The organism is Moorena sp. SIO3E8, from assembly GCF_010692445.1.
GTDB classification, from domain to species: domain Bacteria; phylum Cyanobacteriota; class Cyanobacteriia; order Cyanobacteriales; family Coleofasciculaceae; genus Moorena; species Moorena bouillonii.
Genome location: NZ_JAAHHM010000168.1, coordinates 1 through 11,543 on the forward strand (window position 1 = coordinate 1; position 11,543 = coordinate 11,543).

At 44.4% G+C, this 11,543-nt stretch carries 9 protein-coding genes; 5 read left to right on the forward strand and 4 right to left on the reverse strand.

Annotated elements, in window-relative coordinates; translation table 11 throughout:
* The 3 genes from F6K46_RS34380 to F6K46_RS34390 all read right to left on the reverse strand — a co-directional run.
* Positions 1-1,212, reverse strand: a 1,212-nt coding sequence (locus F6K46_RS34380; RefSeq protein WP_293117839.1) for an ATP-binding protein, incomplete at its 3' end; no start/stop codon positions are given.
* 379 nt (positions 1,213-1,591) lie between these two features.
* Complete coding sequence (locus F6K46_RS34385) at positions 1,592-4,642, reverse strand: ABC transporter substrate-binding protein (protein WP_293117842.1); 3,051 nt, start codon at positions 4,640-4,642, stop codon at positions 1,592-1,594.
* Positions 4,643-4,707: 65 nt separating this feature from the next.
* Positions 4,708-5,991 carry an ATP-binding protein gene (locus F6K46_RS34390; RefSeq protein WP_293067966.1) on the reverse strand — a complete coding sequence of 428 codons (1,284 nt, stop codon included), beginning with the start codon at positions 5,989-5,991 and terminating at the stop codon, positions 4,708-4,710.
* Positions 5,992-6,720: 729 nt separating this feature from the next.
* On the opposite strand from F6K46_RS34390, the gene F6K46_RS34395 reads away from it, so the two are divergent.
* A complete protein-coding gene (locus F6K46_RS34395; RefSeq protein ID WP_293067964.1) occupies positions 6,721-6,915 on the forward strand; it encodes a hypothetical protein in 195 nt (64 codons plus the stop codon).
* Complete coding sequence (locus F6K46_RS34400) at positions 6,912-8,696, forward strand: ABC transporter substrate-binding protein (protein WP_293067961.1); 1,785 nt, start codon at positions 6,912-6,914, stop codon at positions 8,694-8,696. The genes F6K46_RS34395 and F6K46_RS34400 overlap by 4 nt, the downstream gene beginning before the upstream one ends.
* On the opposite strand, the gene F6K46_RS34405 is transcribed toward F6K46_RS34400, so the two are convergent.
* Positions 8,582-8,920 carry a hypothetical protein gene (locus F6K46_RS34405; RefSeq protein WP_293067958.1) on the reverse strand — a complete coding sequence of 113 codons (339 nt, stop codon included), beginning with the start codon at positions 8,918-8,920 and terminating at the stop codon, positions 8,582-8,584. The genes F6K46_RS34400 and F6K46_RS34405 overlap by 115 nt on opposite strands.
* 370 nt (positions 8,921-9,290) lie before the next feature.
* Between F6K46_RS34405 and larB the strand changes: the two genes are divergently transcribed.
* The 3 genes from larB to F6K46_RS34420 all read left to right on the forward strand — a co-directional run bounded on the left by larB (position 9,291) and on the right by F6K46_RS34420 (position 11,269).
* Positions 9,291-10,064, forward strand: a complete 774-nt coding sequence (larB, locus tag F6K46_RS34410; protein ID WP_293068813.1) for a nickel pincer cofactor biosynthesis protein LarB — start codon at positions 9,291-9,293, stop codon at positions 10,062-10,064.
* 465 nt (positions 10,065-10,529) lie between these two features.
* The gene (locus F6K46_RS34415) at positions 10,530-10,700 is read left to right on the forward strand and encodes a hypothetical protein (protein ID WP_293068811.1); all 171 of its coding nucleotides are present in this window, start codon (positions 10,530-10,532) and stop codon (positions 10,698-10,700) included.
* Positions 10,701-10,783: 83 nt separating this feature from the next.
* On the forward strand, positions 10,784-11,269 hold the full coding sequence (locus tag F6K46_RS34420) for a hypothetical protein (protein WP_293068808.1): 486 nt from the start codon (positions 10,784-10,786) through the stop codon (positions 11,267-11,269).
* Positions 11,270-11,543 lie beyond the last annotated feature (274 nt).

Here is an 11,543-nt window from a genome sequence, read left to right on the forward strand (position 1 = left end):
ACTTTGGGGGGTTTCTGAGTTAAAGTCCCCCGCCCCCCTAGCCCCCCAACTTTGGGGGGTTTCTGAGTTAAAGTCCCCCGCCCCCCTAGCCCCCCAACTTTGGGGGGTTTCTGAGTTAAAGTCCCCCGCCCCCCTAGCCCCCCAACTTTGGGGGGTTTCTGAGTTAAAGTCCCCCAGAATTGGGGGATTTAGGGGGCTTGCAGTTGGTAGTGAGGTCAATTCATCTGAAAACGGCTGTAATGGCCTGTCTGAAATATTTTTATAACTATTGTTAACGGTATTATCCGCCTCGGCAAAGGCAGAGAATACTACTCGTTCTGGGATAGATAATCCTGCTCTAATCCATGCTAACCCAGCACTAGCATTTTCTAGGGCTTGGTCTACACTCTTGTCCACATCTTCTGGAGTGATGTGCCACTGCTCTAACTCCCTAGCTCTACTAAAAATAGCAAAGCATAGGACTTGGGTAAAATAGGGATGTCCTGCTGATAGGTGGTAAATAGCTTGGATAGCAGCAGGCTCATAGGTGAGTAGTCCTGCCGCTGGTTTGGTAATTAGCTCTTCGGTAGTTTGTTGATCAAGTAAGCCAATTTCTTGGATTGGGGCATCTTTAAATATCCGGAGTAAATTCGGTAAATCTTTGGATTCCTGTTCCACACAGAGAATCAGGTATAGATTATCCTGTTGAGCAACTAGGGATTTTAAGTAAGGAAATAAATGCTGGGAGATTAGATTATTATCTGAGGTATTATCTGGGCTATTTAAGGTCTCGAATTCATCCAGCAATAACGCTAGGTTTTTGTTACCCAAACTTTGATAGACTTGGGGTAAAAACTGGTTAGAAAAGAGCGAGGGATCGGTGTCTAGGGCGGTACTAGTAGACAAGGGGATGTCAGAGTAGTCTAGTTCCAAGCTATCAAGGATTTCTGTGGCCAGTTCCTCCAAGACCTCACCGAGAGATTTGTGACTGTAGGATTCCAGATCAAAGGGAACAAAGGCAAAGTTATCTAAGTCAACGGATTTAGGAATATGACGGAGGATGGAAGATTTACCAATCCGCCGTTGACCGTACACTATCATCACCTTGGTTTTATTCCTGAGGTTATCCTCGATAAACCGGAATAAGCTTCGCCTTCCCCAAAATAATTCCGGGTCATTCTCATCAATTGGACGACCAATGATATAGGGATTCCTAGGAACTGTTGAATTCATTTTTTTTCATCTCCGAGAGACATTTTTTTGGTGCATCTCATATTTGTAAAAAAGAAGGGGCGGGGGCGCGGGGAGTGTGGGGCCCGGGCGCGGGAATTTTATTAGAATTTTTGCCTAATTTCAAAAGCGAGATGCACCCCATTTTTTTTCATCTCCGAGAGAGCAGAGATATACTAGTTAAGTTGCTTTTATTCACTCGATGCACCATTCTAGCAAATTTTTTAGCTTTAGTCTAACTTTTTTTTCCCTAAGTAATTCTCTCGGATGATGTTTAGGATGCTTAGATTTACCCCTCTAGGGTCTAGGTCTAACATTTTGGTCAGTATTTTAGTAAGTCTTGGTCAAGGACATTTAGGTTGTATTGCCCCAGGCTTGATGATTACGGCGACTTTTTAACCACCTCTTCGTCTTGCTCTGGCACTAATTGAAATTTTCCTTGACTAATCTTAACTAGGACAGGTTCACTCTCACGCTCCCCTTGGGGAGTAAACTGCAAAGGTAACCCTGAGGTATCACTGGGTACAAGATTAATATTGCGGAGTCTTGTGAGAACTATCTCTCGGGACGCTTCCTCGAACAAAGCCTGAATAAAGGCTTGAGTAGCATCAAAGCTCGTGGCAGTGCGCCAGCTAACACCCCCTGGCCATAGTTCCTTAGCAACTGTAGAAAAGTTTTCTGCCTCTGGTGCTTCCCTAAACCAGGGTGCTACTATAGTCAACCCTTCAACCCCTAGCCGACCTTCTTCCAAGGTTTTATTACTATATAAAGTATCCCCACCGAATAACTTCAGCCCTTGCTGACTTCGGTTGTTGGGATTAGGGTTGAGGTGAGCGTTGGCTTTAGCAATGTCGAGAGCTGTATCAATGGATTGTACCTTCGGGAATAACATGGCGGCCTTGACTTGATCTTGAGAGAGACTTCGTTTGAGTTCCTCAGTTATATTTAGGTTGTGATTGTTTAATTCAATCTCCCGAACCACCTTACCCCCTAGTTGTTCAAAGTAGGTTTGAAAATCTTGTTTGAAACCTTTGCTATAGGCACTGTCATCATCATAAAAAACTACCACCTTGTCTAAGCCAGCTTTAATTTTGACATGTTGAGCCAGTTTTATTGCAAATGCTAGATTAGAAGGAGTTGTCCTAAAGAACACGTTGTTCTTTTGATCAAAACTGGTTAAATCACTACTGGTGCTGGTCGGGGAAATCATGGCTAAACCACCTTGGTCGTATTTTTCTAGTGCAGCCTGACTGGCATTACTCGAGTTATGTCCAATGACTCCTAGGATAGAGTTGTCTTTAACCAAAGCCTGAGCTATGGTTTTAGCTTTGGCGGGATCGTTGCCATCGTTAGCGATCGCAATTTCGAGGAATCGACCATTTAATCCCTCTGAATTATTGAAATAATGTTGAGCCTGGGCTACCCCTCGCAACATTTCTTTTGAGCTGGGTTTTGACTGGTCTATGGGCACTACCACAGCGATAGTGAATGGCTTAAAACCCTGTTGACGAGCGCGGGCATTGTTGTAGTAAATCAGCAATTCTGGATCATTGGGATTAGCCTGCCAAGCTTGGTTAAACAAGTTAGCCGCTTGGGCATAGTTTTTGTTTCGTAATGCTTCAGTTGCAAGGTCAATTTTGTCCTTGTTGTCAATTCTATAAAATAAGCTGAGCTCACCCCGACTAATATTATTGGCGAGACATCTAATCCCGAAGACTTTTTGGGCAACGGTTGGACAGGGAATTGCTACGGGATAAAATCCCACACTAACTAGGGAAATCATTGCTACAGCTGCTGCTACTAGTTTGCCAATGCTAAAGCCAGTAGGATTGGAGGTTTTATGAACCGCAGTGCTAGGTGTCTTATTAGTCAAGGCTTCGATTTGAGCAATTTGAGCGTCAATATGCTCTAGTTTCTGCCGTGCTAATCTGTCGTCAGGCTCAAGTTTCAACACTTGCTGAAAAGGCTTCTTGGCTGTGGTGAATGCTTGTTGCTCGATCAATTCATCTCCATAGTTTAGTAGCGATCGCAACAACCCTTCTTTGCTTTGTACTTGCTTAACTTGATAAGCTCTTCTATAGAGTTCTACGGCTTTCCTGAAATTTTTAACCTGGAGATAGCCCTGAGCTAGCGCCAACAGAGCGGTGAAATAATTGGGATTAACTTGCAACACCTCTTCATAGAGCACTAGTGCTGTCTGAATTTGCCCCTGTTGATACCGTCTATTGGCTGATTGATAGATCGGATCCGTTTGCTTTTGGTCTAGTGTCTCCAGTGCTAGTATCTCTTGCCGTAGTGGGTGATACTGAACCAACCAGCGGCGGACTAATGGCACCTTTACTCTACATTCTGTGTCATCGATGAAACCCTTTTCTTTAAGTCGTTTGGCGGCTTGATACAGGGACTTGGTCTGAATCACACCATAGCGCTTCAGGAAGGATAATGGGTGTTCTAGCACCCGCTGGTGTTGTTGTGAGATAGGTATTTTTTGAGCTTCTGCCACCGCTGAAAATACCACTCGCTCTGGGATCGGTAAGCCATCCCACAACCAGGCCAACCCCCCTTGAGCGTTCTCAATGGCCTGGTTGACTATCAGCTCCACATCTAGACCAGAAATCCTCCAGTTTTGGTTCTCCCTAGCCTCCGAGAACAGAGTAAAGCATAAGACTTGGGTAAAATAGGGATGTCCTGCTGATAGGTGGTAAATGGCTTTGATAGCATTGGGTTCATAGATTAGCACACCCTGAGCTGATCTAGTAATTAGCACTCTAGTACTGACGTCATTCAGAAAACCAATTTCTTGGTAGGGTGAACGCCCAAACACATTGAGGAGAATGGGCAAATCATTGAGATTCCGTCCCACTACCGCAATCACAAATAATTGTTTGTGTTGTTTAATCAGGTCAGCTAAATAGGAAAAAAAAATCGGCTTTGCTGACTGGGGATTGTGGTTGGTTAAAACATCAAATTCATCCAGCAATAAAACTAGATTTTTACCCTTTAATACCCGATCAACCTTGGGCAAAAATTGATTAAAAAATATAGCTTTATCAGATTCTAACTTGTGTTCTGAGGGGGGAGTAAGATGATCTGGAGCTAGATAAAAGTGATCAACCAACTGGTCACTAATCTCTTGAGCCAAGTCATGGAGAAGACGACTCAAGGGTTTGTTACTGTAGCTGTGCAAATCGAAGTTAACAAAGACAAACTGATTTTTAGCAACTTTGTGGGGAATTTGTTCCAAGACCGATGACTTGCCAATTCGTCGTTGACCATGGAGTAATATCACCTTTTCCCTGTTGCTCAGGTTATCTTCTATAAAGCGAAACAGACTCTCCCGTCCGAAAAACTTGTCTGGATCATCGATTACACTCCCGATAATATAAGGATTAGGAGGATTAGGGCAATTATTAACCATTCCTGGGCTATTCATGATTCGTTTTACTTTTATCCAAACCACTCAAGGTTTGCTGCCATCTGGTTTGCTGCCCTTTCAAGTCAGGAAAATGCAGCTAATACTTTAGTTACCCATGCCAGAGCAATCTTGACTTTCTCTTGATGTTGCCATAGCCACTTAATCGCCTCGGTGACTTGATGAGCTTGAGTATGGCTGAGCAGATTGAGAAAGACTTTTTGCCTATCTTCTAGTAACGTATTATTAGTCTGCCAAAGTTCCTGAATCACCCACCGCTCCATAATGGATGAGGTCAATACGTAGTCTGGTTTCTTTGAGTCTTGATTGCTGCTCTGATTTCTGATAATCACCCCTTGTTCGGTGAGGTTAGTTAACTCTCGCTGGTGTTGGCTAAAGATTACCTCAATACCTCTCAAGTCAAAGTGCTTGTTATGATGGAGACGACCGTTTAACTTAAATAAGGCAATCAACATCAATAAAGCTTGCTCAACCTCGCTGCACCTTTTCCAAATCGTTTCAAAAATCGATAGGGTAGTAGCTTCAAAGTCCCGAGCAAAGGCTTCAGCATCAGGAGCTTTGCCAGTTTTTAGCTCTCGATAAAGCAAAGAACCAGCAATCTGGAGCAGAGCCGGATGTCCACCAGCAATGTCTCGGATGAGATCCCGTAAGGTTGGGGTGATTGGGATACCAGCCATTAAGTGATCAATGTCAGGGTCAGTAAATGGCTTGAGGGATTGGAACAGATAATGGTTATACCAGGGGGAACTATTGGGATTGAGGTCAGGACCAAGTTCATTGAGAGGGCGGAGTGAGGCCACAATCATTGATAAATATCGTCTTTCCCGAGAGTGATAGGCAATACTGCGACACTCCGTGACAAAGGTTTCCATCTCAGCACTACTATAGTGCGGGTTTTCCCGCAGTGCCCAATCATAGTCATCCACTAGCAACACTAAGAATTTGTGGCGTTTGCCAAGCTGCTTTAATACTTTGCGCATGCCCTTGGTGCTTGCTCGTCCCTGATCCAGCAATGTCTGGATCTGTTCCTGAAGGTCTGGCTCACTGTGTAATTCCTCTTGGAGCAGATTAAAGACTTCTTTCCAAAACCTTGGAGCTGTAAAGGGTTGGATACTCTGGCAACTCAGGAGCACGATCACAGCCTGGGATGGATCCTGACCATACTTTTGCCAAACTTGGGGGGAAGCCAGGAGTTCCAGGAAAGAGGTCTTGCCCATGGCTGGCCCTCCCCAAATGGCTAAGTTACTACGGTTATAGATTTGATCAAAGGCCGCCTGAATTTCTGATCGTCGTCCCACAAAACGGTCTGGGGGAACTGGCTGACCGTAGGTAAAAGGATTTTGGGTCATGTTGATGCTTCCCATATTTAATTTTCTATTCAAGTTCCAATTTTCCTGATCAGAGAATTATTTCGGGGTTCGATGCTCCCTTCCCCTGTTTTGGTTCACACTATTCAAAAAATGCACCCATTGATTACCTTAGATCGAGAGATTGTGAACGTTTAGTGAAAAACTTGTGAACCCTCTAAGTCTCGATGATATTTCTAGGTAAAATCTTGGAATGGTTATAAAACCACTATAACAATACACTGATGTATTTACTTAGTTTGTGACACTAGTATTAATGGTTTTGTGATTTTAATCACAGTAACAGTTAGATTTAATCACAGTAACAGTGAGGTCTTATAAGGTAATCATTCAGCTATCAGCTGTTTAGGAATCAAGGGTCTTCTTGGGTTAGTCCTGTTATCAAAAGTGCGAGCGTAATTATAAACAATAAATCTAATTTTGATAGGACCCATGAGGGTACTTGTGTTATGGTATTTTTCTGATCTGAACAGAGGGATGAGTTGGATTAGTTTGGGAAGTGTGGGGTTGAGCCTCTGAACCTCAACGGTGAGCCTCTGAACCTCAACGGTGAGCCTCTGAACCTCAACGGTGAGTCTCTGAATCTCGTGAACGAGTATTTGATTGTCGTGAACGAGTATTTGAATCTCGTCAACGAGTATTTAAATCTCGTCAACGAGTATTTGAATCTCGTCAACGAGTATTTAAATCTCGTGAGGTAGCAAGCCGGTGGTGCGTTACGGGGCGGACTATCCCAACATTGGTTACGAGGTTGAACCTCAGGGCAAGCCCGCCCCTAACGCACCCTACGCGGCTTGGTATGCTAGTACAGAGTTGATTATAGTAGTTCCCGATTCCCGATTCCCGACTCCCGATTCCCGACTCCCGACTCCCTATTCCCTGTTCCCTGTTCCCTTTCTTATATGACCTCTGCTAAATCTCTTGTGCTTCTCTGGCATCGTTGTCTAGGCATTTTCCTGGCTGTGAGTGTTGCGATCGCACTGCCTGGCTGTAGCATCAGCCAATTTGAAACCACAGCAGCTGACGTTCCCCGCATAGTCCAGAGTATTCTCAGTGACATCAATACCTTTAACTATGCCCTCAACCAAAGTGCTACCAGTATTTTTGGTCTTACCTTTCAGGGTTTAATAGACACTGATGGGATAACCGGGGAAATAATCCCGGGTTTAGCGGAATCCTGGCAGATTTCCGACGATAAACTTAAAATCCTATTTACCTTGAGGGAGGGGCTAAAGTGGTCAGATGGTCAGCCCCTAACCACTGATGATGTCGTCTTTACCTACAATGACATCTACCTCAACCCAGAAATTCCCACTGATTCTAGAGATATCCTCCGGGTTGGCAAGAGTCGAGCCTTACCAAAGGTCAAGAAGATAGACCAACGTCGGGTGGAATTTTCTGTCCCTGAACCCTTTGCGCCCTTTCTCCGCAATACTGCCTTACCGATCTTACCGGCTCATGTGCTGCAAGAATCGGTGAAAACCAAAGATTCACAAGGGAATCCTAAGTTTTTGACCATGTGGGGGGTAGATACGGATCCAGAAGATATTATTGTCAACGGTCCTTACAAACTCAAACTCTACCGCACCAGTCAGCGGGTGGTTTACGAGCGTAATCCCTACTACTGGAAAAAGGATGAACAGGGAAACCAGCAACCTTATATTGAGCGGGCGATCTGGGAAATTGTAGAATCAACGGATTCATCCTTCATTCAGTTTCGCTCCGGCGGATTAGATGCTCTGGGTGTATCCCCTGAATACTATTCCCTGCTCAAGCAAGAGGAAAAAAAGGGTAACTTTACCATCCACATCGGTGGTCCTACCCTCAGTTCCAGTTTTATCTCCTTCAATCTCAACACCGGTAGCCGGGATGGAGAGCCTTTAATAGATCCGATTAAGTCCCGTTGGTTTAATACCCTCGAATTTAGACAAGCTGTTGCCTATGGCATAGACCGGCAAACCATGCTGAATAATTTGTATCGGGGGTTAGGTGCGCCGCAATATTCTAATATATCCGTGCAAAGCCCCTATTATCTATCACCAGAAAAGGGGTTACCAGTGTATGACTATAATCCCGAAAAAGCCAAGAAATTACTATTAAAGGCGGGCTTTAACTACAATGACGAAGGGGAATTGCTCGATAGCCAAGGAAATCGAGTCCGTTTCACCTTAATGACTAATGCTGGGAATAAGCTGCGAGAAGCGATGGGAGCACAGATTAAGCAAGACCTCAGTAAAATTGGCATTCAAGTGGATTTTACTCCCATTGCCTTCAATACCCTAGTAGACAAACTCAGCAATAGCTTAGATTGGGAATGCCATCTCCTTGGTTTTAGTGGCGGTGGCTTTGAACCTAATAATAGTTCTAATGTCTGGTCTGTGGATGGGGGATTGCACAGCTTTAATCAAAAACCCTTCCCTGGTCAATCCCCCATTCAAGGTCGTAAAGTAGCGGATTGGGAGCAAAAAATAAGTGACCTTTATATCCAAGGCGCTCAAGAATTAGATGAAAACAATCGCAAAAAGATTTATCAAGAAGCCCAACGGATTAATTTAGAAAACTTGCCTTATATTTATCTGATTAATCCTCTCTCCATGACCGCAGTTCGTAATTCCATAGAAGGAATTGAATATTCCGCTCTAGGAGGCGCATTCTGGAATATTGATGAACTGAAAATTTCAGAATGATAACATTGGGAAGTCGGGAATCGGGAATCGGGAGTGGGGAGTCGGGAGCAGGGAACAGCGGATCTGGGAACAGCGGATCTGGGAACAGTAGGAAATAAATACGAGGAGTTTTTGATGTTATGATCATTGGGAATAGGGAGCAGGGAGCAGGGAGCAGGGAACAGGGAATAGGGAACAGGGAATAGTAGGAAATAAATACGAGGAGTTTTTGATGTTATGATCAATAAGGATTGGGCTTCATGATCTATTTAGAAATACTATATAGCTTTTATTGCATGTATAAGGTAAAATTATAAACCTCAAAGTCACCCTTTTTAAGGGGGATTTAGGGGTATCCATTTGTCCCTCATGGTAAAGATAATTGCTAGAAATCGTAGCTCAACATTAAACCTTAAATTTAAAATATTAAACCATTAAAACTTCTTCCCGATTCCCGATTCCCGATTCCCGATTCCCGATTCCCGATTCCCGATTCCCGATTCCCGATTCCCGATTCCCGATTCCCGATTCCCGATTCCCGATTCCCGATTCCCTACTCCCTACTCCCTACTCCCTACTCCCTATTCCCTATTCCCTGTTCCCTTAAAAAAGAAAATGACTCAACCCGAAGCATTAAAATCTCTACTGGAAGCGGTTGCGGCTGGTGACCTTAGCCCAACTGTTGCTTTAGATAAACTGAAGGATTTTACCTACGAAGAAGTGGGTGATTTTGCCAAAATTGACCACCACCGCACCTTAAGAACAGGATTTCCTGAGGTAATTTGGGGAGAGGGCAAAACCCCTGACCAAATTGCTCAGATTATGGCAGTAATGCGCCAGCGGAATCCGGTAGTAATGGCCACACGGATTACACCAGAGGTGGCAACGGAGCTAGAGTCAAAAGTCCCAGAGTTACAGTATTATTCCACAGCTCGGATTTGTGCGATCGCACCATCCCAGCTCGAACCTAAGTATGCCGGTATCATTAGTCTAATTTCTGCAGGCACATCGGATTTACCAGTAGCTCAGGAAGCCGCAATAACCGCTGAATTATGTGGGTTTCAGGTCAAGCGCCTTTGGGATGTGGGGGTAGCTGGTATCCACCGCTTGCTGAATAATCGACAGGTGATTGTCGAGGCCGATGTCTTAATTGTCGTAGCTGGAATGGAAGGAGCATTACCCAGTGTGGTAGCTGGCATGGCCGATTGTCCAGTGATTGCCGTTCCTACTAGTGTCGGCTATGGAGCCAGTTTTGGTGGTATGGCACCCCTGTTAACCATGTTGAATTCTTGCGCACCAGGGATAGGAGTAGTTAATATTGATAATGGCTTTGGTGCTGCTGTCTTAGCTGGACAAATTCTTAGGACTGGTAATAAGTTGCAGGGTTGATAGAACAAGGGAATAGGGAATAGGGAACAGGGAATAGGTAACAGTAGCAAAGAGCTCAGAGGATTGGGTGCATCTCATTAAAGCTATTTGACCCGGTGGTGCGTTACGGGACGATGCTGCTGGCGAATTCGTGAAACCCTTATTCTGCCGTAATCCGCTCCCCTCTCCCAAGGTTGGGAGAGGGGCTGGGGGTGAGGGCTAGGCTGTTCACTTTGTCCTAGGGCCCGAGGAAAAAGTTTATGCACTTTTTGTGTAAGGTAACGAGACCGTGGGTCGCTTGCGATATATCGATTGTAGGCTCAGAGCGTTGCTCACGATCCCGGGATGAACAATTAGAACCAAAAAATGCTCAAAATACACAGCCTAGGTGAGGGCTGATGGGGCTTCTTGGTTTGTTAAGAAATATTTCGCCAACAGCATCCGGGACTGATTAAATAGGGATCCGTGTAGGAATTATGAGAATTTTTGATCCTAAGTTCCCTGTGCCCTATGCCCGACTCCCGACTCCCTCGGTGCGTTTTCCGTAGGCGAATTAAATTCGCCACGGGTCGCACCGCTCCCGACTCCCGACTCCCGATTCCCTACTCCCTGTTCCTTTTGTTAAAAAAAATTATAAAATCCCTACCCCATGAGTAAACGATAAAACTCACCCTGATAACTAATTGGAGGGAAAAGTTTGAGACCTTGATTCCTTCCACTAGTGTTTCAAAGAGGTGATTATGAAGTTCAAACTAGGTACAGCAACTCTTTGTATCAGTGGTGCAGTTTTTGCTATGAGTCTGGTCAATCCCAGCTTCGCAAAAATCCCAGACTTTCTTGGCAATGGGGCTAATAGCAACTCCGCCACAGTCCCTGAACTAGAACAGAAAAGTAGCTTTGACCAAACATCCTCACCGGACTTGGTAGCTCAAGCGGTTGCAATTAGTCTGACTGGTACCTGGCGAGCCAATGATGGTGGCACCTACTATATTCGGCAAGTAGGTAATGAACTCTGGTGGTATGGTCAAAGTTCTAATAATGGCCGAAGTTTCAGCAATGTCTTCCATGGCTACATTGGTCAGAATGAAGTTGCTGGTAATTGGGCAGATGTACCCAGGGGTCGGACTCGGGGCTCTGGCGAAATGGTAGTCAGAATAGATTCAAACCGCAGGCTAACAGCAGTTCGTAGAACAGGTGGCTTCAGTGGTAGTGTTTGGACTCGCTAGAGTTAGTATGAAATAGAAAAAAGTATGCTACAGATCAGGTTAATTTTGGTGAAAGACAAATTCAGATCAGGGAATCTAAAATTTTGGTAAACGTAGCACCCATTTAACTATTTCATACTAGCCTGATTAATGGCTCAAATTTGGGTGCATCTCATTTTTGTAAAAACATCATTAATAAAGCATCCCATTTAGGTAAGCACAGCGTAAAGAAAGAATTTTAGGAACATTTTCAATATTCCATTGTGAGCCTGATATTTTAACTCGCATTCCTATT